27 protein-coding genes, 9 tRNA genes and 3 rRNA genes are annotated in these 25,481 nt (G+C 45.3%); 36 read left to right on the top strand and 3 right to left on the bottom strand.

All coding sequences use genetic code 11. The annotated features are described in order from the left end of the window. Window positions 1-8 precede the first annotated feature (8 nt). The 18 genes from ACXQIQ_RS12210 (at window position 9) to ACXQIQ_RS12125 (ending at window position 12,884) form a co-directional block, all read left to right on the top strand. Complete coding sequence (locus ACXQIQ_RS12210) at window positions 9-329, top strand: KOW domain-containing RNA-binding protein (protein ID WP_226552443.1); 321 nt, start codon at window positions 9-11, stop codon at window positions 327-329. Beyond that, entirely contained in the window at window positions 322-540 is a 219-nt protein-coding gene (infA, locus tag ACXQIQ_RS12205) for a translation initiation factor IF-1 (RefSeq protein WP_093073147.1), read from the top strand. The genes ACXQIQ_RS12210 and infA overlap by 8 nt, the downstream gene beginning before the upstream one ends. Window positions 541-715: 175 nt before the next feature. Then, on the top strand, window positions 716-829 hold the full coding sequence (gene rpmJ, locus ACXQIQ_RS12200) for a 50S ribosomal protein L36 (protein WP_003322638.1): 114 nt from the start codon (window positions 716-718) through the stop codon (window positions 827-829). A gap of 21 nt (window positions 830-850) precedes the next feature. Then, on the top strand, window positions 851-1,216 hold the full coding sequence (gene rpsM, locus ACXQIQ_RS12195) for a 30S ribosomal protein S13 (RefSeq protein ID WP_226552446.1): 366 nt from the start codon (window positions 851-853) through the stop codon (window positions 1,214-1,216). 19 nt (window positions 1,217-1,235) lie between these two features. Continuing rightward, on the top strand, window positions 1,236-1,631 hold the full coding sequence (gene rpsK / locus ACXQIQ_RS12190) for a 30S ribosomal protein S11 (RefSeq protein ID WP_349409142.1): 396 nt from the start codon (window positions 1,236-1,238) through the stop codon (window positions 1,629-1,631). Between the two features lie 180 nt (window positions 1,632-1,811). Next, window positions 1,812-2,756, top strand: a complete 945-nt coding sequence (locus ACXQIQ_RS12185; protein WP_226552450.1) for a DNA-directed RNA polymerase subunit alpha — start codon at window positions 1,812-1,814, stop codon at window positions 2,754-2,756. 43 nt (window positions 2,757-2,799) lie between these two features. Continuing rightward, a complete protein-coding gene (gene rplQ, locus ACXQIQ_RS12180; RefSeq protein ID WP_226552452.1) occupies window positions 2,800-3,162 on the top strand; it encodes a 50S ribosomal protein L17 in 363 nt (120 codons plus the stop codon). A 434-nt stretch (window positions 3,163-3,596) separates the two neighbouring features. Then, window positions 3,597-4,436, top strand: coding sequence for an energy-coupling factor ABC transporter ATP-binding protein (locus ACXQIQ_RS12175; protein WP_439302392.1), 840 nt, complete (start codon window positions 3,597-3,599; stop codon window positions 4,434-4,436). After that, entirely contained in the window at window positions 4,412-5,278 is an 867-nt protein-coding gene (locus tag ACXQIQ_RS12170; protein ID WP_439302393.1) for an energy-coupling factor ABC transporter ATP-binding protein, read from the top strand. Before ACXQIQ_RS12175 ends, ACXQIQ_RS12170 begins: the two co-directional genes overlap by 25 nt. After that, window positions 5,275-6,072 carry an energy-coupling factor transporter transmembrane component T family protein gene (locus ACXQIQ_RS12165; protein ID WP_439302394.1) on the top strand — a complete coding sequence of 266 codons (798 nt, stop codon included), beginning with the start codon at window positions 5,275-5,277 and terminating at the stop codon, window positions 6,070-6,072. Before ACXQIQ_RS12170 ends, ACXQIQ_RS12165 begins: the two co-directional genes overlap by 4 nt. A gap of 21 nt (window positions 6,073-6,093) precedes the next feature. Next, complete coding sequence (gene truA / locus ACXQIQ_RS12160; protein WP_439302404.1) at window positions 6,094-6,834, top strand: tRNA pseudouridine(38-40) synthase TruA; 741 nt, start codon at window positions 6,094-6,096, stop codon at window positions 6,832-6,834. A gap of 186 nt (window positions 6,835-7,020) precedes the next feature. Next, the gene (rplM, locus tag ACXQIQ_RS12155) at window positions 7,021-7,443 is read left to right on the top strand and encodes a 50S ribosomal protein L13 (protein WP_226552479.1); all 423 of its coding nucleotides are present in this window, start codon (window positions 7,021-7,023) and stop codon (window positions 7,441-7,443) included. Window positions 7,444-7,462: 19 nt separating this feature from the next. After that, window positions 7,463-7,855, top strand: a complete 393-nt coding sequence (gene rpsI / locus ACXQIQ_RS12150; protein ID WP_439302395.1) for a 30S ribosomal protein S9 — start codon at window positions 7,463-7,465, stop codon at window positions 7,853-7,855. 566 nt (window positions 7,856-8,421) lie between these two features. Then, entirely contained in the window at window positions 8,422-9,696 is a 1,275-nt protein-coding gene (locus ACXQIQ_RS12145) for an MFS transporter (RefSeq protein ID WP_439302396.1), read from the top strand. After that, on the top strand, window positions 9,650-10,270 hold the full coding sequence (locus ACXQIQ_RS12140) for a TetR family transcriptional regulator (RefSeq protein ID WP_439302397.1): 621 nt from the start codon (window positions 9,650-9,652) through the stop codon (window positions 10,268-10,270). The genes ACXQIQ_RS12145 and ACXQIQ_RS12140 overlap by 47 nt, the downstream gene beginning before the upstream one ends. A gap of 228 nt (window positions 10,271-10,498) precedes the next feature. Next, window positions 10,499-10,936, top strand: a complete 438-nt coding sequence (locus tag ACXQIQ_RS12135; protein ID WP_439302398.1) for a DUF2521 family protein — start codon at window positions 10,499-10,501, stop codon at window positions 10,934-10,936. Between the two features lie 67 nt (window positions 10,937-11,003). Then, the gene (gene cwlD, locus ACXQIQ_RS12130) at window positions 11,004-11,729 is read left to right on the top strand and encodes an N-acetylmuramoyl-L-alanine amidase CwlD (protein ID WP_458025521.1); all 726 of its coding nucleotides are present in this window, start codon (window positions 11,004-11,006) and stop codon (window positions 11,727-11,729) included. Between the two features lie 123 nt (window positions 11,730-11,852). Further along, window positions 11,853-12,884 carry an Mrp/NBP35 family ATP-binding protein gene (locus ACXQIQ_RS12125; protein WP_439302400.1) on the top strand — a complete coding sequence of 344 codons (1,032 nt, stop codon included), beginning with the start codon at window positions 11,853-11,855 and terminating at the stop codon, window positions 12,882-12,884. A gap of 40 nt (window positions 12,885-12,924) precedes the next feature. Here the strand turns inward: ACXQIQ_RS12125 and gerD are convergent, their stop codons facing one another. Continuing rightward, on the bottom strand, window positions 12,925-13,551 hold the full coding sequence (gene gerD / locus ACXQIQ_RS12120) for a spore germination lipoprotein GerD (protein ID WP_439302401.1): 627 nt from the start codon (window positions 13,549-13,551) through the stop codon (window positions 12,925-12,927). Between the two features lie 143 nt (window positions 13,552-13,694). On the opposite strand from gerD, the gene ACXQIQ_RS12115 reads away from it, so the two are divergent. Continuing rightward, window positions 13,695-14,279 (top strand): KinB-signaling pathway activation protein, encoded by a 585-nt coding sequence (locus tag ACXQIQ_RS12115; protein WP_439302402.1) that lies wholly within the window; start codon window positions 13,695-13,697, stop codon window positions 14,277-14,279. Window positions 14,280-14,297: 18 nt separating this feature from the next. Here ACXQIQ_RS12115 and pdaB read toward each other — a convergent pair whose 3' ends face one another. Further along, window positions 14,298-15,062: a polysaccharide deacetylase family sporulation protein PdaB gene (gene pdaB / locus ACXQIQ_RS12110; protein ID WP_439302403.1), complete on the bottom strand. Its 765-nt coding sequence runs from the start codon at window positions 15,060-15,062 to the stop codon at window positions 14,298-14,300. Window positions 15,063-15,223: 161 nt separating this feature from the next. Between pdaB and ACXQIQ_RS12105 the strand changes: the two genes are divergently transcribed. The 15 genes from ACXQIQ_RS12105 to ACXQIQ_RS12035 all read left to right on the top strand — a co-directional run bounded on the left by ACXQIQ_RS12105 (window position 15,224) and on the right by ACXQIQ_RS12035 (window position 23,685). Beyond that, window positions 15,224-15,448, top strand: a complete 225-nt coding sequence (locus tag ACXQIQ_RS12105) for a hypothetical protein (protein WP_226552480.1) — start codon at window positions 15,224-15,226, stop codon at window positions 15,446-15,448. Between the two features lie 237 nt (window positions 15,449-15,685). Then, window positions 15,686-17,237, top strand: a 16S ribosomal RNA gene (locus ACXQIQ_RS12100). Window positions 17,238-17,486: 249 nt separating this feature from the next. Continuing rightward, window positions 17,487-20,423: ribosomal RNA gene (locus ACXQIQ_RS12095) — 23S ribosomal RNA — on the top strand. 202 nt (window positions 20,424-20,625) lie between these two features. After that, window positions 20,626-20,741 (top strand): 5S ribosomal RNA (gene rrf, locus ACXQIQ_RS12090). Together the 16S, 23S and 5S rRNA genes with 9 tRNA genes alongside form the textbook arrangement of a ribosomal RNA operon. A 25-nt stretch (window positions 20,742-20,766) precedes the next feature. Beyond that, a tRNA-Asn gene (locus tag ACXQIQ_RS12085) sits at window positions 20,767-20,841 on the top strand. 3 nt (window positions 20,842-20,844) lie between these two features. Further along, window positions 20,845-20,920, top strand: a tRNA-Thr gene (locus tag ACXQIQ_RS12080). 16 nt (window positions 20,921-20,936) lie between these two features. Continuing rightward, a tRNA-Glu gene (locus ACXQIQ_RS12075) sits at window positions 20,937-21,011 on the top strand. Window positions 21,012-21,019: 8 nt separating this feature from the next. Next, a tRNA-Val gene (locus ACXQIQ_RS12070) sits at window positions 21,020-21,095 on the top strand. A gap of 78 nt (window positions 21,096-21,173) precedes the next feature. Further along, window positions 21,174-21,249 (top strand) — tRNA-Thr (locus ACXQIQ_RS12065). A 38-nt stretch (window positions 21,250-21,287) separates the two neighbouring features. Continuing rightward, window positions 21,288-21,372: transfer RNA gene (locus ACXQIQ_RS12060), tRNA-Tyr, on the top strand. Between the two features lie 17 nt (window positions 21,373-21,389). After that, a tRNA-Lys gene (locus tag ACXQIQ_RS12055) sits at window positions 21,390-21,465 on the top strand. 38 nt (window positions 21,466-21,503) lie between these two features. Further along, window positions 21,504-21,577, top strand: a tRNA-Gly gene (locus tag ACXQIQ_RS12050). 1 nt (window position 21,578) lies between these two features. After that, a tRNA-Ala gene (locus ACXQIQ_RS12045) sits at window positions 21,579-21,654 on the top strand. Between the two features lie 217 nt (window positions 21,655-21,871). Further along, window positions 21,872-22,771 (top strand): arginase, encoded by a 900-nt coding sequence (gene rocF / locus ACXQIQ_RS12040; RefSeq protein WP_439302266.1) that lies wholly within the window; start codon window positions 21,872-21,874, stop codon window positions 22,769-22,771. Window positions 22,772-22,887: 116 nt separating this feature from the next. Continuing rightward, window positions 22,888-23,685 (top strand): glycosyltransferase family 2 protein, encoded by a 798-nt coding sequence (locus ACXQIQ_RS12035; RefSeq protein ID WP_439302267.1) that lies wholly within the window; start codon window positions 22,888-22,890, stop codon window positions 23,683-23,685. A gap of 74 nt (window positions 23,686-23,759) precedes the next feature. Here the strand turns inward: ACXQIQ_RS12035 and ACXQIQ_RS12030 are convergent, their stop codons facing one another. Next, on the bottom strand, window positions 23,760-23,936 hold the full coding sequence (locus ACXQIQ_RS12030) for a Spo0E family sporulation regulatory protein-aspartic acid phosphatase (protein WP_439302268.1): 177 nt from the start codon (window positions 23,934-23,936) through the stop codon (window positions 23,760-23,762). 180 nt (window positions 23,937-24,116) lie between these two features. Between ACXQIQ_RS12030 and sigW the strand changes: the two genes are divergently transcribed. Together sigW and ACXQIQ_RS12020 are read left to right on the top strand one after the other, a co-directional pair. Then, window positions 24,117-24,686, top strand: coding sequence for an RNA polymerase sigma factor SigW (gene sigW, locus ACXQIQ_RS12025; RefSeq protein ID WP_439302269.1), 570 nt, complete (start codon window positions 24,117-24,119; stop codon window positions 24,684-24,686). 11 nt (window positions 24,687-24,697) lie between these two features. After that, window positions 24,698-25,336 carry an anti-sigma factor gene (locus ACXQIQ_RS12020; protein WP_439302270.1) on the top strand — a complete coding sequence of 213 codons (639 nt, stop codon included), beginning with the start codon at window positions 24,698-24,700 and terminating at the stop codon, window positions 25,334-25,336. Window positions 25,337-25,481: the final 145 nt, after the last annotated feature.

Here is a 25,481-nt window from a genome sequence, read left to right as displayed (position 1 = left end):
GATAAATGGTGAGTGAATCCGAACCGGTACCGCAAATTGGACAATTCGTTCATATCTTGCGGGGGCGGGACGCTGGTCAAATCAATGTAATAGTGGGTATCGTGGACGAGAAGTTTGTCCTCATTGCTGACGGTGATAAACGGAAATATGACCGAGCTAAAAAGAAGAACATCAATCATCTTGAGCTGTTTCAATATATTTCGCCCGAAGTAAAGCGAAGCATCGATGAAACAGGACGTGTAACAAACGGTAAATTGCGTTTCGCCGTGTCGAAATTCTTGAATGATCAAGCAAATACGCTTGAGAAGGGAGAACAAATCGATGGCTAAAGAAGATGTAATCGAGGTTGAAGGTACCGTTATCGAGCCCCTGCCGAACGCTATGTTCCGTGTGGAGCTTGAGAATGGTCACAAAATCTTAGCTCACGTTTCTGGTAAGATTCGTATGCATTATATTCGCATTCTGCCAGGCGATAAAGTAACTGTAGAATTGTCTCCGTACGATCTATCGCGTGGTCGTATCACGTATCGTTACAAGTAAGACAATTCCATGTTAAAATAGCCTAGCGCTTGTTTGAAGGTGTATGAATTAGCCCAAACTGTAGTGAGTGAAACGGTTAAGCGAATTGAAGTGCCTCGCTCAATAGGATTTTCGATTATTGTCGTCGAAGTCAGCACAATTTTGTGCAAGTCCGTGGCATAAGGAGGTATTTAGGATGAAGGTAAGACCATCAGTCAAACCAATCTGCGAAAAATGTAAAGTTATTCGTCGTAAAGGAACCGTAATGGTAATTTGCGAAAACCCGAAGCATAAACAAAAACAAGGTTAAGAACAGGAGGTGCACTAATCAATGGCACGTATTGCAGGAATCGATATCCCTCGTGACAAACGAGTTGTGATTTCACTAACGTATATCTATGGAATCGGTAAATCTACTGCTCAGGAAATCCTTGCAGAAGCTGGTGTTTCTGAAGAGACTCGCGTACGCGACCTGACAGAAGAAGAATTGACTAAAATCCGTGATATCGTTGACCGCTTCAAAGTTGAAGGTGATCTTCGTCGTGAAGTTTCCCTTAACATCAAGCGTCTAATCGAGATCGGAAGCTACAGAGGTATCCGTCACCGTCGTGGTCTTCCAGTTCGCGGACAAAAGACTAAAAACAACTCTCGTACACGTAAAGGTCCACGTCGTACAGTAGCGAATAAGAAGAAATAGTAAGGGAGGTTAACACACAATGGCTAAACAACGTAAAACGAACACTCGTAAGAAAAAAGTGAAAAAGAATATTGAGAGTGGAATAGCTCACATCCGTTCCACTTTCAATAACACGATCGTTACAATCACTGACACTCACGGGAATGCAGTTTCTTGGGCTTCATCCGGCAACCTTGGATTCAAAGGCTCTCGTAAATCCACTCCGTTTGCAGCGCAAATGGCAGCCGAAACAGCTGGGAAAACTGCACAGGAACACGGTATGAAAACCCTCGAAGTTACTGTTAAAGGTCCTGGTGCAGGACGTGAAGCGGCAATCCGTGCACTTCAAGCAGTTGGTCTTGAGGTAACAGCGATCCGTGACGTAACGCCAGTTCCTCATAATGGATGCCGTCCGCCAAAACGTCGTCGTGTATAATACTTGAGGTTTCTTTCCTTAAGTATTACAATTTGGAAACCTGTCTATAATGGTTATGTATGAACAATTTTGATCATTGCATAATAATAGGTTACTGATTAGAAACACCTATTTATGGGACTATCGGTTAGATCGACGGGATCTAGCCGAGGTTCGACGTTTTGAAGGAGGGTTTGTTGAATGATTGAAATCGAAAAGCCAAGAATTGAAACGGTAGAGCTCAGTGACGATGCAACTTATGGGAAATTTGTTGTTGAACCTCTAGAGCGTGGATACGGGATTACGTTAGGCAACTCCTTACGTCGTATTTTGTTGTCTTCCCTTCCAGGGGCGGCAGTAACCTCTGTTCAAATCAACGGAGTGTTGCATGAATTTTCGACCATTGATGGTGTCGTAGAAGATGTAACGACAGTCATCTTAAGCTTGAAAAAGCTTGCGTTGAAGATTTACTCTGAAGAAGAGAAGACCCTTGAGATCGACGTTCAAGGTGATGGTGTCGTAACAGCTGCAGATATTACACACGATAGTGATGTCGAAGTGTTGAACCCTGACCTTCATATTGCTACGTTGTCGAAAGATGCACATCTTCAAATGAAGATTACGGCAGTACGCGGTCGAGGATATGTACCTGCGGAAGGAAACAAAACAGAAGAGCAAGCGATCGGTGTCATTCCGATTGACTCCATCTTCACACCAGTTTCCCGCGTTAACTATCAGGTTGAAAACACCCGTATCGGCCAAGTCACAAACTATGACAAACTAACCCTCGATGTCTGGACAGACGGTAGCATTCGACCTGAAGAAGCTGTTTCGCTTGGAGCTAAAATCGTAACGGAACACTTGAACATTTTCGTAGGATTGACAGATCAAGCTCAAAAAGCTGAAATCATGGTTGAAAAAGAAGAAGACCAAAAAGAGAAAGTACTCGAAATGACGATTGAGGAACTCGATCTTTCGGTTCGCTCTTACAACTGTCTGAAGCGCGCAGGCATCAATACGGTTCAAGAGCTTACTCAAAAGTCTGAAGAAGACATGATGAAAGTTCGTAACCTCGGTAAGAAGTCATTAGAAGAAGTCCAGGAGAAGTTAGAAGAGCTTGGACTTGGTTTACGTAACGAAGAATAAGAACGTAGAGATATAAGAATAACAAAAGAAGGAGGGACCTCTCATGGCTTATCAAAAGTTAGGTCGTGTTTCAGCAGCACGAAAAGCTTTACTCCGTGATCTAGCAACAGACCTTATCATCAACGAACGCATCGAAACTACTGAAGCTAAAGCGAAAGAGCTTCGTTCAGTCGTTGAAAAGATGATTACACTTGGCAAACGTGGTGATCTTCACGCTCGTCGTCAAGCTGCTGCATTCGTACGTAATGAAGTAGCGAACGAAGAGTCTGGTGAAGGTGCTATCCAGAAGTTGTTCACTGACATCGCTTCTCGTTATGAAGAGCGCCAAGGTGGTTATACTCGTATTCAGAAGATTGGTCCTCGCCGCGGCGATGGTGCACCAATGGTTATTATTGAACTTGTTTAATCAACAACAAATTCATGTGCAATAACATCGACGAAAAGGGCGGGACAGAATCTACTTATGATACTGCTTCTATGCCCTTTTTTTCGTACCTTTAAAACATTGAACGAAAAGGTTCGAAAGCGACAAAAGTTCCATTCCGGTCGGCATTCCCTTGCGAAGGCAATGGTGAATGCCTTATTTTCTTTAAGAAAAGCGTATGCGACTAGGAATTGAAGCTTAACAAGCTTGTTGATTTCTAACGAAATTCACGACACTCCTGCGGGAATAGCGAGCCAGGCGAGACCCCACAGCGAACATGGAACAACGGAGCTCCTCGGTGAGCGAGGAGGCTCGCGGTTCGTCCGCGGAAAGGGAGTGTATTTCGAAGAAATCAATGTTTTTGTTAGAGATGAGTGGAGATGTGTCTGGGGCAGGCACAGAGGAGGATTTAGAAAATGAAGGATTTGATTCAGGCTCAAGGTGTGTCCTTTCGATACGATGCAGACGGTCCGTATCGTTTGAAAGACATCGACTTGACGATTCAAAAAGGGGAATGGTTGTCCATCGTGGGCCATAACGGGTCCGGGAAGAGTACATTAGCGAAGCATCTGAACGGGTTATTAACGCCTGTAGAAGGATCTGTAGCTGTGAATGAAAAGACAACCGACCAGGAAGAAAACCTATGGGAGATCCGATCTCAGGTCGGCATGGTATTCCAAAATCCGGACAACCAGTTTGTCGGCACGACAGTCATGGATGACGTGGCTTTTGGATTGGAAAACAACGGTGTTCCTCGAGAAGAGATGGTTGATCGAATTGAAGAAGCACTATCAAAAGTTCAAATGACCGGCTTTGAACAGAAGGAGCCTCATCAGTTGTCTGGCGGGCAAAAGCAACGTGTCGCCATAGCTGGTGTTTTGGCACAGAAGCCATCGGTCATCGTTTTGGATGAAGCTACGAGCATGCTTGATCCAAAAGGTCGAAAAGAAGTGCATGACACGATTCGAGAATTGAACAAAGAAGACGGAATTACGGTCATCGCAATTACGCATGATCTAGAAGAAGCCATCCAGTCGGACCGCATCATCGTGATGAAGCAAGGTGAAATCGTCGCTGAAGGAGCACCGAGAGAGGTTTTCCAAAAAACAGAGGTATTGTTGGATGCTGGACTCGAGCTGCCGTTTTCGCTGAAGATCCGTGAATTGTTGGCAGAGAAGGGTATTGAATTACCGACGGCAACCTTAACACAAACAGAATTGGTGGATGCATTATGGAACTATCGACAAAGCAGTTAGCACATGTGTATAGCGAAGGTACACCGAAAGAGCATCGAGCGATTCATGATGTGTCCATTGATGTACCACCAGGGAGCTTTTATGCGATCATCGGACATACGGGGTCTGGTAAGTCAACCTTCATTCAGCACCTGAACGGGTTGTTGAAGCCCACCTCTGGATCTGTCCATATCGGAAATACGACCATTAAAGCGGATGAAAAACCAAAGAGATTGAAGGAAGTTCGTAAACGAGTCGGTATGGTATTCCAATACCCGGAACATCAACTTTTCGAGGAAACGATCGAAAAGGATATCTGCTTCGGTCCTCGTAACTTCGGAGTAAGTGAGAAGGAAGCGAAAAGAAGAGCGAAAGAAACGCTGCGACTTGTCGGTTTGGATGAAGAATACCTTGAACGATCTCCATTTGAACTGAGTGGAGGGCAAATGCGCCGTGTTGCGATTGCGGGTGTACTTGCGATGAACCCAGAGGTGCTGATACTAGATGAGCCGACAGCAGGGCTTGATCCAAGTGGACAACGAGAGATGATGGATCTGTTCATTTCTTTGCAAAAAGAAAAGGAGATTACAATCATTCTGGTTACGCACAGTATGGAAGATGCGGCCCGATATGCGGATCGAATCTTTGTCATGGCAGATGGAACCTTGTATCTTGAAGGGACTCCAGATCAAATCTTTCGTCAGGAAGACAAGCTGAGCGATGTCGGTCTTGATATTCCGGAGTCGACCCGATTCATCAAAGCGGTACAGGAGCGCTTCGGCACGACACTCGAGGCAGGTTATACCATGGAGGATGCAGTTGAGCTAGTTGACCAACTGTTGAAAGTGAGGTCATCAACATGATGGATAATATCATCATTGGGCAATACATCCCAGGAAAATCTCCTATTCACCGGATGGATCCACGAGCTAAGCTCATAGCAGTCTTTTTCTACGTCATCATCGTCTTTCTTGCGAACAATTGGATCAGTTATGGTGTGCTTGGTGTTTTCACGATTGGGACAGCATTATTATCTCGTGTACCGATTTCTTATATGATCAAAGGCTTAAAGCCGATTTTGTGGATCATTCTTTTTACGATGATCCTGCATTTGTTCATGACGAAAGAGGGACCAGTCTTATATGATCTGGGATGGACGACCATCCATGAAGGCGGCGTCGTACAAGGTGTTTTCATTGCTTTAAGGCTATTATTCTTGATCATTCTTACTTCGTTATTGACGTTGACGACGACGCCGATCGATATTACAGATGGGATTGAAAGTGTCCTGGCACCATTGAAAAAAGTGAAGTTCCCTGTTCATGAGTTCGCCTTGATGATGTCGATCTCACTGCGCTTCATCCCGACGCTACTGCAGGAAACGGAGAAGATCATGAAAGCCCAGACGGCTCGAGGCGCAGAGTTTTCTAGTGGACCGATCAAAGAGAGGGTCAAAGCCTTTGTCCCGCTTCTCGTTCCTTTGTTCGTCAGTGCGTTCAAACGTGCTGAAGATTTGGCGCTCGCGATGGAAGCGAGAGGTTACCGAGGCGGAGAGGGCAGAACGAAGCTTCGGCTTTTACAATGGCAAGGGCTTGATACGTTGGGTCTTGTCGGTGTCGGCTTATTGATTGTTCTTTTATTCATATTAAGGTCTTAGAAGGTGAGCACATTGAAACGGATGAGCGGCATACTCAGTTATGATGGAACAGCATTCTCCGGTTATCAAGTCCAACCGGACCAGCGGACGGTACAGGGGACGTTGGATAAAGTCCTTCAACAGATGCATAAAGGGGAAGCGGTCAAAACGACTGCTTCAGGACGGACGGATACAGGCGTGCATGCCGTCGGTCAGGTGTTCCATTTTGATACGCCGTTAACGATTGCACCGGATGCATGGAAGAGAGCATTGAATACGTTACTGCCTGATGATATTCGACTTGTATCTATGAAAGAGGTAGAACCGGAATTCCACGCACGTTTTGATGTGGTGGCAAAGGAATACCGGTATCGGATCCTGAGGTCAGAAGATGGAGATGTGTTCAAACGCCATCATACGTACCATTTTCCGTATGAGATCGATGTGGAGCGGATGCGTGAAGCAGCTTTGTTTTTATTAGGAGAGCATGACTTTACGTCCTTTTGTTCTGCAAAAACGGAGGTCGTTGATAAAGTACGGATTGTCCACCGGTTGGAAATTAAAGAGACAGACGACGAGCTCGTCGTATCGATAGAGGGGAACGGGTTTCTGTACAATATGGTGCGGATTATCGTCGGGACCTTGCTGGAGATTGGATCATGTAAAAAGAGCCCTGAGGATGTCCCTGAAATGCTCGCAGCGAAGGACCGTGACGTAGCTGGGAAAACCGCACCGGGTCATGGATTGTATCTATGGAAAGTACGTTATGTGAATGATGAATAAAATCAGACAAAATGATAGAGACACACTTGACATCGTTGTCTATTTATTATAAGATATTCTTTGGTATTTCTGAAATCCACTAGCCCCGGATGAAGGAAATCGTCGAATTTTGAAAATCACGAATCGTAATCAAATAGATTGATTTGTAAGTGAACGAAACAGGAGGGAAATAAATTGCGTACCTATATGGCAAAGCCTAAAGAAGTAGAACGTAAATGGTATGTGGTAGACGCTGCTGGTAAAACTCTAGGTCGTCTTTCAAGTGAAGTTGCTTCTATCCTTCGTGGTAAGCACAAGCCAACTTACACACCACATGTTGATACTGGTGATCATGTAATTCTATTGAACGCTAGCAAAATTGAATTGACTGGGAAGAAAATGTCTGACAAGATGTATCACCGTCACACAGGACACCCAGGCGGACTTCGCTCAAGAACAGCTCAGGAAATGCGTGACACGCGTCCTGAACAAATGCTCGAAATCGCGATTAAAGGAATGCTTCCTAAGAACAGCCTTGGTCGTAAGATGGGCAAGAAGCTTCATGTGTATGCTGGTAACGAACATCCACATCAAGCACAAAATCCTGAAAACTACGAACTACGCGGATAAATTATAAGGAGGGTTTAACTTGGCTCAAGTACAATATTACGGAACCGGCCGTCGTAAGCATTCTGTTGCTCGTGTACGCCTTGTACCTGGTGATGGACGTTTCATGGTAAACGGTCGCGAACTTGACGAATTTTTCGGACTTGAAACATTGAAAGTTATTTCAAAACAGCCGTTAGTAGAAACGGAAACAGAAGGAAAGTACGATGTACTTGTTAACGTTGATGGCGGTGGATACACTGGTCAAGCTGGTGCAATCCGTCACGGTGTTGCTCGTGCACTTCTAGAAGTAGATCCTGAGTTCCGTACAACACTTAAGCGTGCTGGATTCCTAACTCGTGACGCACGTATGAAAGAGCGTAAGAAGTACGGACTTAAAGGCGCTCGTCGTGCACCACAATTCTCAAAGCGTTAATTTCATTTATCGCATACAAGACTCTCAACCATTATGGTTGGGGGTCTTTTTTGTTTGTTTAAGGGTGTTATCGTAAACTTTGCTGCTCTTGAAAGTATTTGATTTCCGTTTCAGGTACTCGCTTTCCGCGGGGCGTTCGGTGAGCCCACTCACTTGCACAGGATGTGCTGGCTTCGACGTTCACCACAGGACGTGGTGGGTCTTAGTCGAAGATCCTTTTAAAAATTGAATGGTCTCACCTGTCCCGCTGATCCCGCTGGAGTCTCGCACCTTGCTCTCCAATCAAATGGCACAAGCTGTTTTTTACAAGAATGGTTCAAAAGCAACAATCCTTAAGAAATTAAAAAGAGCATTGTTAAAGACATCTGTGTACCAGGTACGACAATTTCAGCCTTGCGGCACAAGCGGTTTGAATTGGTGCCAGGTACCGTTTGAAACACCTTGTAGCACAAGGGTTCCAAAACAGTACCTGGTACATTTTTGAAAACTAGGGTTGCAAAACGACACTAGTGTCGATATAATAAACAAAAAGACATTAGTGTCGTTTTTATTTGGAGGGTTGTATAATGGATGGTGGTTTAAGAAAGAACAGAGGCTTCATTACTTTGATGTGTGCTCAATTGGTTTCAAGTATCGGTGATTGGTTAAGCATTGTCGCAATTATTACATTGGTTGGGTTGAAGTGGAACGCTTCTCCGATGGAAGTATCATTGATCATTCTTTGCCTAGCTGTACCGATGGCGCTTTTAGGTCCATTCGCGGGTACGATTGCGGATCGATTCAGCCGGAAATCACTGATGATCATATCCGACTTAGTGAGAGCCGTTTTGATTTTGGGATTGGCTTTTGCAACATCAATCTGGATGGTTTACGTATTTTTGTTTGCCATCGGTTTTTTATCAGCTGTTTTTATACCAGCGAAGAATGGGAAGTTGAAAGAACTAGTCCCGGATTCACATATGAAGAGTGCAATGTCCATCACATCCATGATTGACTCAGGAACGAAAGTGTTAGGTCCTTTACTGAGTGGTTTATTGGTTACGGCGTTTGGAACACAACCGGTCTTCTATATCGATTCAGCGACGTTCTTGATTTCCGCCATTCTTATCATCGCCCTACCAAAGACCTTGCATGATCTTGAAGGTAAACAGGAGCTGAACGATGCAAAAGGTCCGTCGTTTAAAGATGAACTACTAGAAGGCCTGACGTTTATGAAAGGGAACCGTTATTTATTGACGGGTATGACGATTCTGGGAATCAGTCTGCTTATCTTACAGCTGTCGGATTCACAGATCATCGTATTGATCAGAGAATTGTCGGTAGCCTCGCCTGATCTATTCGGATTGATTGTCTCCTCAGCAGGGGTCGGCATGTTCATAACAGGGTTCATTTTATCTAAAAAAACAGAGTATAATGCGCTGATTTTAATGTTGGCTGGTGTTTGTGGGATCGGTTTTAGTTTTGGTATGATGGCATTATTGACTGGTGTGGACTTGAGCTTATCCATCATATGGGGACCGATCTTGGGAGTATTTGCAGGATTGACGGCTGGGTTGGTATTCATACCATTCCAGGCAGCCGTGCAAACGGACACTCCAGTCCATATGACGGGAAGAGTGTTTGGAGTCATCAATAGTGTGACGACAACAGCAACGATTGTCGGACCGCTGCTGGGAGGGTGGCTTTCGACGGTCATCGGTGTCATACCGACGTTCATCATTACAAGTTCACTTTTGATGATCATTTCTGTTTTAGGTTTCATATTCAAAAGTACGATAGAGCGGGGGAAGATCAATGTCTCCGAAAGTCAGCAAGGAACACAAGGAGCAACGTCGAGCTAATATCTTGGAAGCAGCTAAGGACGTTTTTATTGAGCATGGTTACGAACAGACAACGATGAAACATATCATGGATGCAGCCAATGTGAGCCGTGGCGGTCTGTATCAGTACTTCACAAATAAAGAAGATGTGTTTGAATCACTTCTTGAAGAAATGTTGGGTGATTCGGTAGAGAAGGCAAAAAAACTTCTTGCCGAAAAAGGTTTATCTCACTGGGAGTTACTACTGACTTGCTTGTTTGGCGAAGACCGAACACCTAATAATAAGATGCATCCCATTTCTGCGACGAGCTTGGAGTTTTTTATAACAGGACGAAAAGATACCAGGAGAAGAGAGTACGGCAAAATGCGCTATTATAACGGAGTGAAGCTCTTTGCAGATATTATCGACGAAGGGAAGGATTGTGGTGAATTTACTACTTCTTTCGAAAGTGAAACCATCGCTCGGACGATCATTTCATATACAGATGGTCTAGCTGTGGATTACGCGATGCTGCCTTCTGAAGATGTGAAATTACGCGAACAATCCGAAGTGTTTATCGAATATCTCAAAGCGATCTTAGGTGTAAAGCAATGAACGCGTACCAGGTACGTTTTCAGAAGCCTTGCCATTGAAGCGTTTCCTATCGGTGCCAGGTACTGATTCAGAACCCTTGTCCAACAAGGGTTCATGAATGGTACCTGGCACTGTTTCTTTTCTTTAGCTTTACTCCCATGGATTCACCTATACATACTTCCTTTTACCAAAGTTGCCATGGTATGTTTCGATACCATGGTCAAACACTATGGTAAAGGAGGCGAAACCATGAATGTAATCACCACTTTTAGAGATAGACAATACAAAAAGCGCGTGACATTCGAACGAAAAGTATTACGTGAACTTTCTTTGAATGGAATCAAGACTGAATTCCAACGGTTATTCTTTCCGTTTTTTCAATATAGCCTTTTGTTTCAAGATGAAATTCAAGATACATGTATCGATATCGCGATCGAGGCGTATCTCCTCGGAGCTGAATACAGCAAGTTCGGTTACCACGGAGAATCGCTGGATAGCATCAAGGAACGAAGTGCAGAGACAGAAAAGCGCTTGGCGGACACGCTGTTCGAATACTGGCAGTTCTGGAGCTATACACCCGACCAAACGCTGGAATCCCTGCATATGTGCTGTGACGCATTTGTACAGCGATGGTGGCGTGAAGGATTTGAGAATGGACAACGTCGTTACCGTATGCGGCTTCATTAATTGACAATGGTATATTTCCTCCACTTGTCCCATACATATATACAAGTATCGGGATGCAGGAGGGAATATGGTGAAGCGGAAAAAGTGGCTGTTATGGGGCTTAATTGGATTTTGTGCTGCGCTCTTATTATATGTCATCAATCAGCAAATCTTATCCAACAATTCTTGGTCCACATGGAATCTTCCGTTAACAGGTAAAATCATCGTATTAGATGCGGGCCATGGAGGTGTTGATGGAGGAGCAGTCGGAGATGGAAATGTTCAAGAAAAGGATGTCGCCTTGAATATTTCACTCAAGTTGAGGGATTACTTACAACAAGCGGGTGCACTCGTCATCATGACACGTGAAACAGATAAAGACCTTGCCAGTGAAGGGACACAAAGAATTCGGCATCGTAAAACGGAAGACTTGCTAAAGAGGACGGAAATCGTCAATACGTCGGATGCGGATATGTATGTGAGCATCCACTTGAATGCCATCCCATCCTCAAGGTGGTACGGTGCGCAAGTGTTTTACAACCCGGCAATGGATGAAAATGAAAATTTAGCGAAGTTCATCCAAGATCAGATTCGTTCCAACCTTGAAAACACAACTCGTAAAGCAAAACCGATCAGTAACATCTACATGGTTCGTAAAGCGGAAGTTCCAGGGGCTCTTGTCGAGGTTGGATTCCTATCAAATCCGAACGAACGAGAATTGTTGAAAACCCAGCTATATCAAACGAAGCTAGCTGCATCGATCTACCAAGGAATCATGAGATATTATACGAACGAACCTGCTCCGAAAGATTAAGGACGGGTTTTCTTTTTTGACGAACACCTGTAACTCCATTTCAATGAGGCAGTACCGTTCAAATACGGGAATCCAGTGTGTTATACTGAATGAAAGCGATTAAAAAGGATGGTGCACGTTTTTATGATGTCAGAAGAACAAGTATTAGAAATACTTAAACCGATACAAGAACCTTTTTTACATAAAAGCATTGTCGATGCTGATAGTGTGAAGGAAATCCGACTGAAAGAAAATTACGTCAGTCTGAAAATCGCAATTGCTCAGATGAATACACCTGAACAAATGCAGCTTCAACACGAAATCGTTAATGCACTGAAGAGTGCTGGTGTGGAATCTGTTGGCTTGCGATTCGAACAACGACAAGATTCACCTAAGCAGAATCCAGTAGGGAATAGTAATACAAGTACGAAGAAAGAAACGACTTTCATTTCTGTTGCTAGTGGTAAGGGTGGAGTCGGAAAGTCGACGGTATCCGTCAACCTGGCGACAAGTCTTGCTCGTGAAGGGAAGAAAGTCGGACTAATTGATGCGGACATCTACGGATTCAGCGTCCCTGATATGATGGGAATTGCGGAACGCCCGAAAGTGGCTGGTGAACAGATCTTCCCTGTGGAACGTTTCGGTGTAAAGGTGATCTCGATGGCCTTCTTCGTAGAGGAGAATGCTCCGGTCATCTGGCGTGGACCGATGCTCGGTAAGATGTTGACCAATTTCTTCAACGATATTGAGTGGGGCGATCTCGACTATATGATTCTCGACCTGCCACCGGGAACAGGAGATGTGGCGCTCGATGTCCATAAGATGTTACCGCAAAGTAAAGAGATCATCGTAACGACTCCTCATCCGACGGCAGCTTTTGTAGCTGCACGTGCTGGAGCGATGGCGCTGAAAACTGATCACGATATTCTTGGAGTCGTCGAAAACATGGCTTATTTCGAAAGTAAGAAGACTGGCGAAAAAGAGTATGTGTTCGGGCAAGGCGGAGCGGATAAGCTGACAGAAGAGCTGCAAACCGAAGTGCTTGGTCGAATTCCATTAGGTCAACCTGAAATGCGTGAAGATGATTTCGCCCCTTCCGTATATCTGGAGGATTCGCAAATCGGTAAGATCTATGGAGACATTGCAAAGAAAGTCATTGAAAAAGTGGAACAATAAGAAAAAGAGGGTGACCTGGTGTCGCCCTCTTTTTGTATGCTTAGCCCTGGCTTTCCTGTGAACCTCCGCCGTCTTCACCGGACTTACCTGACTTTTCATCTTTCTTCATCGATTCCCCGCTCTTGATTTCTTCTTGTACCGTCTTTTTGACCATTTCGGAAATCTGTGCTTTCATCAAAGGACTTTCAAACGTTTCCATCATGACTTTCTTTTGCTGTTCCCTGAACTTTTGAGAGGTGAGCATATCCATGACATCCTTCTCGAGTTCCGGGTCCTTCATCAATTCAATCATCTTTTTGCGGTAGTCCGGATCGTCCATTAATTTCTTCAGCATTTCTTCATTTTGCTTTTCCATACTCTTTGCGAGAGCTTCTGCGGCTTTCGGATCCTTCAACATCTCTTTCCAGAAGTCCTGACCTTTCTTGGATGTCAGGGTTTCTTCAATCGTCTTCTTCACAAAAGGTTGATCCATGACGACTTCTTGTTTTATTTTTTCATCGGTTAACACTTCTTTGATCGCTTTTTTGCCATCATCCGTTTTTAAAAGGTCCACAAGCATTTTCTTCGTTTCCTCGTAAGAACCCTTCTCTTCCGCTGCAGCTGGAGTACAGCCCTGCAAATATATGAAGCCAAACGTTATTATAAGGACGAACATCCAGTTTTTCATCTAGAGTGCCCCTTTCAGTATCAATCTTACCTTTAGCGTTCGAGAAAGTTGTGACAAATATGCGGACTAAATAAAGGAAACTAGCTTTTTTCAAGGTGGATTGGTACAATCGAGACGAGCAAAATTAAAGGGGATCTTCTAACGTGAACATAAAGAAATGGGTTTATTTGTTTTTTACAACATTATTGATAGGAGGAGTCAGTTCCGTTATTGTCGGACTGCTTCTTCGTTGGCAAGATATCGAAAGTGGAGCGAGCTTCTTCGTCATGCTTGCCTGGTTGATGGGATTCGGTTTCATTTTCAGTATCATCAGCCAAATGGGTTATTTCGCTTATTTGACGATTCACCGGTTCGGGCTTGGGATCTTTAAGTCAGTCCAGCTTTGGAACTGGGTTCAAATTTTAGTACTAGCTTTCGTCGTTTTCGATCTATTTTATCTGCGTTATATCGCATTTAAGGATAGTGGCTTACCATTATGGAACTTCATCATTGTACCGATTGCCTTGGTTGCTTTTGGAGCGGTCGTCGCGTATTTGAAAATGAAGGATACGAACAAAGGCGCCTTTATCCCTACATTATTCTTCATGGTAGCCGTTACGACAATTGAATGGATTCCAGTGTTGAAGCAAGGAGATGCGCTTTGGTTATGGCTATCGATCGTACCTTTGTTAGCATGTAACACATGGCAAGTTCTCATTCTACACCGATTGATCAGCAAAAAAAGTTGAGCGCGATGCTCAACTTTTTTATTTGATTTCATTTCTTTTCGTTTCTGTATTGGCGATCATCTCACCGACGGATGTGAACGTGTATCCATCTTTCTTCAATTGCTGGATGATCTGTTCGAGTGCATCACGCGTTTGTTTCACTGAATCAGATGCATGCAGGAGGACGATATCTCCACCTTTTGCCTTGGATAAAACAGATTCCGTGATACGATCTGCACCCGGGTTTTTCCAATCATTCGGATTGATGCTCCACTGAACAATCGTATGGTTCATCTTTTCGGCAACGTCTAGAACGTTCTTGTTGAATTCACCATTTGGTGGTCGCAAGAGATCGGTGGATTGACCGGAAACATCTTTTATAACTTGTTGAGCTCTTGTAATATCTCTTCGGATTTCGCTATCTTCAAGTTCGGTGTAGCTCCTATATCGATACCCGAGACTACCGATTTCATGACCGTTCTTCACGATCTTCTCCACAATGTCAGGATGTCTTTCCGCCCACTCGCCTGATAAAAAGAAAGTCGTATCCTTGATTTTTTCTTCTGCCAAAAGATCAAGGATTTCATGGATGCGTTTTTCGCCCCAACTCACATCAAAAGTTAGTGCAATCTTCTTACCTTTCTTCTCACCCTTATAGATGGCTCGTGGTTCGCCTTCCTTCGTTTTGAACACTTCAAGATCCTGTGCTTCGACAAAAGCAATTAGCGCTGCAAAAAATGAAGCAATGATAATGATAAGATATTGCTTCATCCTTTTACCGTTTATCACCCAAAAAAAGTTCACGATCTTACCTCCTCCGTCGCATAACTTCTCTAATTCCATGTATATGTTGAAAAGGGACAAGATAGACCATAACTTGTCTGGACCTTACGGATCGTATCGCAGAATAGAAAATGGAAAAAGTAGGAATAATGTTAAGAAAACCACTTAAAGGATTTGATTCCATGCTTGGATTTGTCTTGAATGAAAAAGAAGTAAAAGAAATGGAATACCTTTTGAAAAAGGAACTTGAAGAACTGCTACATGATATCGAGGATCACAGAAATGAAGGGATTATTAGGCGTGCCATGGAGGAGAGATATCAGCTCGTCTTTAAAATCTTTCAGCGTTTTTCAAATCCTGCTGATTGTGTGAAGTATATGAGAAATCGTATTTCTAATCATAAGTGAAAAAAGTCATTGACATAACGTTGGTGGCTTGATATTATATTTTCTGTTGCCGCAAAAACGAGTCAAAACGACAAGAAAAAAGTTATTGACATATAGTTTTAGCGGTGTTATATTGATTAGGTCGCTTCAAAACGACAAAGTTCTTTGAAAACTGAACAAAAGCCAAGCGTGAAACGGGTCTTTTTAAAAAGAACCCTGAATCAATTTCGATTTACATTTAATGAGCAATCAAACACTTTATTGGAGAGTTTGATCCTGGCTCAGGACGAACGCTGGCGGCGTGCCTAATACATGCAAGTCGAGCGGATCAATGGGGAGCTTGCTCCCCTGAGATCAGCGGCGGACGGGTGAGTAACACGTGGGCAACCTGCCTGTAAGACTGGGATAACTCCGGGAAACCGGGGCTAATACCGGATAATACTGACCACCACATGGTGGAAAGTTGAAAGATGGCTTCTAGCTATCACTTACAGATGGGCCCGCGGCGCATTAGCTAGTTGGTGAGGTAAGGGCTCACCAAGGCGACGATGCGTAGCCGACCTGAGAGGGTGATCGGCCACACTGGGACTGAGACACGGCCCAGACTCCTACGGGAGGCAGCAGTAGGGAATCTTCGGCAATGGGCGAAAGCCTGACCGAGCAACGCCGCGTGAGCGATGAAGGCCTTCGGGTCGTAAAGCTCTGTTGTTAGGGAAGAACAAGTACCGTTCGAATAGGGCGGTACCTTGACGGTACCTAACCAGAAAGCCACGGCTAACTACGTGCCAGCAGCCGCGGTAATACGTAGGTGGCAAGCGTTGTCCGGAATTATTGGGCGTAAAGCGCGCGCAGGCGGTCTCTTAAGTCTGATGTGAAAGCCCACGGCTCAACCGTGGAGGGCCATTGGAAACTGGGGGACTTGAGTACTGGAGAGGAGAGTGGAATTCCATGTGTAGCGGTGAAATGCGTAGATATATGGAGGAACACCAGTGGCGAAGGCGGCTCTCTGGCCAGTAACTGACGCTGAGGCGCGAAAGCGTGGGGAGCAAACAGGATTAGATACCCTGGTAGTCCACGCCGTAAACGATGAGTGCTAGGTGTTGGGGGGTTCCACCCTCAGTGCTGACGTTAACACATTAAGCACTCCGCCTGGGGAGTACGGCCGCAAGGCTGAAACTCAAAGGAATTGACGGGGGCCCGCACAAGCAGTGGAGCATGTGGTTTAATTCGAAGCAACGCGAAGAACCTTACCAGGTCTTGACATCCTTCGCTACTTCTAGAGATAGAAGGTTCCCCTTCGGGGGACGAAGTGACAGGTGGTGCATGGTTGTCGTCAGCTCGTGTCGTGAGATGTTGGGTTAAGTCCCGCAACGAGCGCAACCCTTGATCTTAGTTGCCAGCATTCAGTTGGGCACTCTAAGGTGACTGCCGGTGACAAACCGGAGGAAGGTGGGGATGACGTCAAATCATCATGCCCCTTATGACCTGGGCTACACACGTGCTACAATGGATGGTACAAAGGGCAGCAAAACCGCGAGGTTGAGCGAATCCCATAAAGCCATTCTCAGTTCGGATTGCAGGCTGCAACTCGCCTGCATGAAGCCGGAATTGCTAGTAATCGCGGATCAGCATGCCGCGGTGAATACGTTCCCGGGCCTTGTACACACCGCCCGTCACACCACGAGAGTTTGTAACACCCGAAGTCGGTGAGGTAACCTTTTGGAACCAGCCGCCGAAGGTGGGACAGATGATTGGGGTGAAGTCGTAACAAGGTAGCCGTATCGGAAGGTGCGGCTGGATCACCTCCTTTCTAAGGAGTCCTTTTAGGACATAAGCCCTTCGGGGCAACACGCTTTGGCTTTTGTTTAGTTTTGAAAGAGCTTATGTTCTTTCAAAGGATTCTTCGACTAACTACGTCACGTCCTGTGACAACGTCGAAGTCAGCCCATCCATGGGCAAGTCTGTTCCTTGAAAACTAGATAACGAAAATTCTTGAAAACAAGACATCGAAACGTCATTTAATGACAAAGTAAGTAAAGTGTAAGTTCATTCATAACGTGGTTAAGTTATGAAGGGCGCACGGTGGATGCCTTGGCACTAGGAGCCGACGAAGGACGGGACGAACACCGATATGCTTCGGGGAGCTGTAAGTAAGCTTTGATCCGGAGATTTCCGAATGGGGGAACCCACTGTCCGTAATGGGACAGTATCCATACCTGAATACATAGGGTATGAGAAGGCAGACCTGGGGAACTGAAACATCTTAGTACCCAGAGGAAGAGAAAGCAATCGCGATTTCCTGAGTAGCGGCGAGCGAAACGGAATCAGCCCAAACCAAGAGGCTTGCCTCTTGGGGTTGTAGGACACTCTATACGGAGTAAGAAAGGAACGGCGTAGGCGAAGCGGTCTGGAAAGGCCCGCTAGAAGAGGTAACAGCCCTGTAGCCAAAACGTCGTTCCCTCCAGAGTGGATCCTGAGTACGGCGGGACACGTGAAACCCCGTCGGAATCTGGGAGGACCATCTCCCAAGGCTAAATACTCCCTAGTGACCGATAGTGAACCAGTACCGTGAGGGAAAGGTGAAAAGCACCCCGGAAGGGGAGTGAAAGAGATCCTGAAACCGTGTGCCTACAAGTAGTCGGAGCCCATTAACGGGTGACGGCGTGCCTTTTGTAGAATGAACCGGCGAGTTACGATAACGTGCAAGGTTAAGTTGAGAAGACGGAGCCGCAGCGAAAGCGAGTCTGAATAGGGCGAAGGAGTACGTTGTCGTAGACCCGAAACCGAGTGATCTACCCATGTCCAGGGTGAAGTTCAGGTAACACTGAATGGAGGCCCGAACCCACGCACGTTGAAAAGTGCGGGGATGAGGTGTGGGTAGGGGTGAAATGCCAATCGAACTCGGAGATAGCTGGTTCTCCCCGAAATAGCTTTAGGGCTAGCCTCGTGGTGAGAGTTCTGGAGGTAGAGCACTGATTGGACTAGGGGTCCCCACAGGATTACCGAATTCAGTCAAACTCCGAATGCCAGGAACTTGTCCACGGGAGTCAGACTGCGAGTGATAAGATCCGTAGTCGAGAGGGAAACAGCCCAGACCATCAGCTAAGGTCCCCAAGTATACGTTAAGTGGAAAAGGATGTGGAGTTGCCCAGACAACCAGGATGTTGGCTTAGAAGCAGCCACCATTTAAAGAGTGCGTAATAGCTCACTGGTCGAGTGACTCTGCGCCGAAAATGTACCGGGGCTAAACGTATCACCGAAGCTATGGATTGTACCTTTGGTACAGTGGTAGGGGAGCGTTCGAAGGGCTGAGAAGCGAGACCGGAAGGACTCGTGGAGCGCTTTGAAGTGAGAATGCCGGTATGAGTAGCGAAAAGAGAAGTGAGAATCTTCTCCATCGAAAGCCCAAGGTTTCCTGAGGAAGGCTCGTCCGCTCAGGGTTAGTCGGGACCTAAGCCGAGGCCGAAAGGCGTAGGCGATGGACAACAGGTTGATATTCCTGTACCACCTCCTTTCCGTTTGAGCAACGGGGGGACGCAGGAAGGTAGGGAGAGCGCGCTGATGGATATGCGCGTCCAAGCAGTCAAGGCCGGTGGATAGGCAAATCCGTCCACCATACGGCAGAGCTGTGATGGCGAGGGAACTAAAGTACCGAAGTCCCTGATCCTACACTGCCAAGAAAAGCCTCTAGCGAGGAAAGAGGTGCCCGTACCGTAAACCGACACAGGTAGGCGAGGAGAGAATCCTAAGATGCTCGGGAGAACTCTCGTTAAGGAACTCGGCAAAATGACCCCGTAACTTCGGGAGAAGGGGTGCTCTGATAGGGTGTATGCCCGAGAGAGCCGCAGTGAAAAGATCCAAGCGACTGTTTAGCAAAAACACAGGTCTCTGCGAAGCCGTAAGGCGAAGTATAGGGGCTGACACCTGCCCGGTGCTGGAAGGTTAAGAGGAGGGGTTATCCCTTACGGGAGAAGCTCTGAATCGAAGCCCCAGTAAACGGCGGCCGTAACTATAACGGTCCTAAGGTAGCGAAATTCCTTGTCGGGTAAGTTCCGACCCGCACGAAAGGTGCAACGACTTGGATACTGTCTCAACGAGAGACCCGGTGAAATTATAGTACCTGTGAAGATGCAGGTTACCCGCGACAGGACGGAAAGACCCCATGGAGCTTTACTGTAGCCTGATATTGGATTTTGGTATCGTTTGTACAGGATAGGTAGGAGCCTTAGAAGCCGGACCGCTAGGTTCGGTGGAGGCGTCGGTGGGATACTACCCTGACGGTATTGAAATTCTAACCCAGGACCGTGATCCGGTTCGGAGACAGTGTCAGGTGGGCAGTTTGACTGGGGCGGTCGCCTCCTAAAGTGTAACGGAGGCGCCCAAAGGTTCCCTCAGAATGGTTGGAAATCATTCGCAGAGTGTAAAGGCACAAGGGAGCTTGACTGCGAGACCTACAAGTCGAGCAGGGACGAAAGTCGGGCTTAGTGATCCGGTGGTTCCGCATGGAAGGGCCATCGCTCAACGGATAAAAGCTACCCTGGGGATAACAGGCTTATCTCCCCCAAGAGTCCACATCGACGGGGAGGTTTGGCACCTCGATGTCGGCTCATCGCATCCTGGGGCTGAAGTAGGTCCCAAGGGTTGGGCTGTTCGCCCATTAAAGCGGTACGCGAGCTGGGTTCAGAACGTCGTGAGACAGTTCGGTCCCTATCCGTCGCGGGCGCAGGAAATTTGAGAGGAGCTGTCCTTAGTACGAGAGGACCGGGATGGACACACCGCTGGTGTACCAGTTGTTCCGCCAGGAGCATCGCTGGGTAGCTACGTGTGGACGGGATAAGTGCTGAAAGCATCTAAGCATGAAGCCCCCCTCAAGATGAGATTTCCCATCGCGTCAAGCGAGTAAGATCCCTCAGAGATGATGAGGTTGATAGGTCTGGTGTGGAAGCGTGGTGACACGTGAAGCTGACAGATACTAATCGATCGAGGACTTAACCATAAAAATGAACGCGGACTAACAACGTCACGTCCTGTGACAACGTCCGCACTAGCACATCCTGTGCGTCGTGTTTTCAAGAACCGTTAGTTATCTAGTTTTGAGGGAACATTTTTCTAAAAAAGTCCTTGCAAAAGCATTTTCTTTTTAGTAATATATATCTTGTCCTTACTAAGGATTGTGATTGTGGATCATTTTGAAATGGTCTGGTGATGATGGCGAAGAGGTCACACCCGTTCCCATGCCGAACACGGAAGTTAAGCTCTTCAGCGCCAATGGTAATTGGGGGCTTCCCCCTGTGAGAGTAGGACATCGCCGGGCCAACCTATTTAATTTCAATGATTATTCCACAGTAGCTCAGTGGTAGAGCTATCGGCTGTTAACCGATCGGTCGCAGGTTCGAGTCCTGCCTGTGGAGCCATTTGCTTCCATAGCTCAGCAGGTAGAGCACTTCCATGGTAAGGAAGAGGTCAGCGGTTCGAACCCGCTTGGAAGCTCCATCAAAATTTCAATAATGGCCCCTTGGTCAAGTGGTTAAGACACCGCCCTTTCACGGCGGTAACACGGGTTCGAATCCCGTAGGGGTCACCATCCATATTGGAGGATTAGCTCAGCTGGGAGAGCACCTGCCTTACAAGCAGGGGGTCGGCGGTTCGATCCCGTCATCCTCCACCATTTAATCTTTGCTGGTCTCACAGATCAACGATCTGAAATCGGGACGACAAAAAAATGAGTAGCATCTTATATTACTACGCTGGCCTAGCTCAATTGGTAGAGCAACTGACTTGTAATCAGTAGGTTGGGGGTTCAAGTCCTCTGGCCAGCACCATCTTCATTTTAAATTAGACTATTTAGTCTTTTTTTATTGGAGGGGTAGCGAAGTGGCTAAACGCGGCGGACTGTAAATCCGCTCCCTCCGGGTTCGGCGGTTCGAATCCGTCCCCCTCCACCATTTATTTAAAAGACTGCGAGCCATTAGCTCAGTCGGTAGAGCATCTGACTTTTAATCAGAGGGTCGAAGGTTCGAGTCCTTCATGGCTCACCAGTTTAGATTCGCTCTGATTGGATATAATTATGATATATGCGGGTGTAGTTTAGTGGTAAAACAAGAGCCTTCCAAGCTCTGGTCGTGAGTTCGATTCTCATCACCCGCTCCATGGGGCCTTAGCTCAGCTGGGAGAGCGCCTGCCTTGCACGCAGGAGGTCAGCGGTTCGATCCCGCTAGGCTCCACCATTACATAAACTCTTCAACTCTCTAAACAAATGTTTAGAGAGTTTTTTAGTATTTAGCACATGCTATACACAGAAAATGTAAACGCTTTATAATTATCCAAAACCAGAGACAAAACCGGTTAAATAGCGTATAAGTATACAGGTTTATGTCTAGTTGAACCACAGTATGATGAACCCCTACAATAGAGAGTGGAGCGAAATCAATGAGGAGGAAAAATATGAACAAGAATATCGGAATCTTAGGTGTTCCTATGGACCTTGGACAAATGCGCCGAGGTGTTGATATGGGTCCAAGTGCAATGAGATATGCAGGTCTGATCGAACGCTTAGAGAACCTTGGTTATGAAGTAGAAGACCATGGTGATGTTGAAATCCCTCAAAGAGAGAAAGTAGCTAGCACTGAAACGAATTTGAAAAACCTGCAAGGGGTCATTGAAGCAAGTACACGTCTTGCAGAAGGTGTGGACAAGATCATCCAAGATGGACATTTCCCACTCGTTCTTGGAGGGGATCACAGTATCGCCATCGGAACACTTGCTGGAGTATCGAAGCATTATGATAACTTAGGTGTCATCTGGTATGATGCGCACGGTGATTTGAATACAGGCGATACGTCCCCAAGTGGGAACATCCATGGTATGCCACTTGCAGTCAGCTTGGGAATCGGACATGAGAAGCTGAAGGATATCGGTGGGTATGGACCTAAGATCAAGCCTGAGAACATCGTCATTATCGGTGCTCGATCTCTTGATGAAGGAGAACGTGTATTGATTCGTGAAAAAGGCATCAAAGTATTTACAATGCACGAAATCGATCGTATGGGAATGCCGAAGGTTATGGAGGAAGCGATTGAATATGTCTCCAAAAACACAGACGGTGTACACTTGAGCTTGGATCTTGATGGTCTCGATCCAGCAGAAGCACCTGGAGTAGGTACTCCGGTATTAGGTGGCATCAGTTATCGTGAAAGCCACTTGGCGATGGAAATGCTTGAAGAAGCGAAGATCATCACGTCTGCTGAATTTGTGGAAGTGAATCCGATACTGGATGACAAAAACAAAACTGCGACTTGTGCAGTTGGACTAGTTGGCTCTCTATTTGGAGAAAAGTTAATATAAGAGAAATTCATCAAAAGGACCTTACCGAATTGTTTCGGTAGGGTCCTTTTTTCACGATAAGAATTTATTGCGAATACGTTGGAATAAGTAAGTGTAAGGGCGGGGAGGAAAAAAGGGTGAATGAAAAAGTATCGGTGCTTATACCCACATATAATAACGGCAAATATTTAAGAGAAGCAATTGACAGTATGTATGCTCAAACGTATACAAATTGGGAAGTGATCTTGGTAGATGATGCATCAACTGATCGAAGTATAGATTCAATAAGCGCTCTTCTTGAGGATGAGCGAATCACATTGGTTAAAAATCATGAAAATCTAGGAAAGGGCAAATGTTTGAACAAAGGATTGCAACTGATCCATACCCGCTTTTTTCTAGAGTTAGATGGTGATGATTGGCTACCTTCAGATGCGTTAAAAGTATTGATGGAAACAGCAGGGAAATCTGAGAGTGATGTCGCTCTTTTTACAGGGAATGTTATGTGGGTGTTTGAGAATGAGAAGGGGAAACAAAGGACCAAATATGAGAAAACAATTATGACACATGGGCGTTCACCTAAAGATCGTTATGAGATCCTTCTATCCAATTATGTTCCATACCCGCGGTTTTATCGAACAGAGTGTGTCAAAAGCATCGGTGGGTGGCCGGTAGTGCCGTACGACGGAAGACATGCAGATGACTTGCATATTTTCCTAAGGCTAATTGAGAAATACCGATTTGAATGGATTGATCAATTGATTTACTATTACCGCATGTATTCCAACAATCAGACGAATCGTAATCGAAAATATATCCAAGAAACGGTTGAATGGATTGTCCGCAATACTCTAAAAAGGTGGGGCGACGAATATGATCCTGACTTCACCATCAAAGGCGGTTATAAAGTAGTCAATAGATTAAATCTGAAAAACTAACCGTCCATAATATGCACAGTAAAAATTATTCCTGTATAAAAAGAAAATAGCAGCTTCATGTCGAAGCTGCTTACTTAGGATACTTTTATCATTTCACTCTTGATTCCATCGTAACGGTTGAGGAGGTCATCCAAGTACTGACTAATTTCAACAACCTCTGAGGAAAATAACGGTTTTTCTTTCGCCAGGGTCAACATTCTTTTTCTAGAGGTTTCGATTTCGTTCAATAGATAACGTTCTTCAGCTGACAACTCGCCCACCTGCTTTCGCTCGTAATGGTTGTTACTCATAATACCCGATATCTGTAAACATAAACCTATTTTTAACAAAAATATTCATCACCTGGATGTTTTCCCATGTTAGAATATGAGTTGGATAGTACTAATGGGGTATAAGGAAAATTTTGAGATCGCAAAATCGGGGGTTCCTATATGGATATAACGGTGAAGCGTTTGGTTAGATCAGTCAAAAAAGGGGATCAGAAAGCATTCGAAGAGCTGGTTGAAATATATAAAGATAAGGTATATCATATCGTCTATCGCATGTTGGGGAACGTGCATGAGGCGGAAGACATCGCACAGGATGCCTTTGTACGTGCTTATATACATATCGAGAAGTATAATGAAGCACATAAATTTTCAACTTGGCTATATAGAATTGCAACCAATTTGACAATCGACCGTATAAGAAAGAAAAAACCAGATTATTATTTAGATGCAGAAGTTGCGGGTGGAGAAGGATTGACCCTTTATTCACAAGTTGCAGTTGCAGAACAATTACCTGAAGAAAAAATTGAAACCTTTGAGCTTCAAGAACGTATACAAAGAGAGATTCTACAACTGCCTCCTAAATATCGTTCAGCAATAGCTTTAAAATATTTGGAGGAATTATCACTGAAAGAAATCAGCGATATCTTACAGATACCCGTTTCTACAGTCAAGACAAGAATCCATCGTGGGAGAGAAGCACTTAGAAAACGGTTGAAAGATCTGGATGGATAGGAGGATATGAGATGAAATGTGATAAGAAATATTCGTCCTATATGCACAAATGGGTAGACGAAAGCATTGAACCTCTCGAAAAAATCGAATTACTACAACATATAAAGGGATGTTCGGATTGTCATGAACAATTCGAGGAATTGAAAAATGTGGATCGAATGCTCGTAAGTCATCATTCGATCAAGGCGCCGAATGGTTTTACTTCAAAAGTGATGGAACGGTTACCACGTGAAAAGTCCACCTCAAAAATGCGCAGATGGTTTAAACATCATCCGCTCCTGACAGCAGCTGTTGTATTTCTGATATTGATGTCAGGATCCATTTACAGTGAATGGGGAGGAAACAAGGATAACCCGATCTCTGTCACCGCAAACGGTGCTCAAGTGAAGATTGACGAACAGAGCAAGCGTGTCATCGTTCCAGAAGGAGAAACCGTTAAAGGAGATCTAGTCGTACGGAACGGTGATGTTGAAATTGCTGGGATGGTAGAAGGAAATGTGACTGTCATCAACGGAAAACACTATCTGGCTTCCGCAGGGCATATAGCCGGTGAAAGTGAAGAAATCCATCAAGTAACGGAATGGGTCTGGTACAGGTTGAAAGAAGGATTCATGGGCATCAAGAACTGGTTTGTATCCGATCATGAGTAGGATTTTATCAATAGGCATTCATATTGGACAGGCATGAACAAGTGAGCCTGTCCTTTTTTCACGTTTTCGCAGAAAGGGATCGAATTTGGTAGAGAACATTAATTATTCCTTTACAACGGAGACAGAATACACCTCAATGTCGAAA

The sequence above is a fragment of the Pseudalkalibacillus sp. Hm43 genome, from assembly GCF_054170705.1.
Note: the sequence above shows the minus strand (reverse complement) of the source record. Positions and strands in the feature narration are given on the sequence as shown.